The organism is Legionella santicrucis (assembly GCF_001468135.1).
GTDB lineage: Bacteria > Pseudomonadota > Gammaproteobacteria > Legionellales > Legionellaceae > Legionella > Legionella santicrucis.
In genome coordinates, this window is record NZ_LNYU01000082.1 from 734 (window position 1) to 966 (window position 233).

Consider the following 233-nt stretch of genomic DNA (forward strand, 5'->3'; position numbering starts at 1 on the left):
AGTATCTTCTTTGGGAAGCTCAAATAAGCACGCATCATGAACCAGGTAGTTGCAGGCATTTTGGTCTTTAAATTGGAGTAAATAATTTAATACCGCTTTTTCATCCTTAAAAATCGTGGCTAATTTCAAAGCATGGTCTTCAGCCACCCCATTACGCTCCACAATAAGGGCTAATTGACATAAAGGAAGTACTTTTTGATAACAGTCAGGATGAGAAAGTTTCTTATTATTTT

Annotated in this window: 1 protein-coding gene; it reads right to left on the reverse strand. The window is 36.1% G+C overall.

Annotation, left to right across the window (positions count from 1 at the left end):
* A partial coding sequence (locus Lsan_RS22375) for a hypothetical protein (protein ID WP_162265616.1) occupies positions 1-233 on the reverse strand: 233 nt, incomplete at both ends.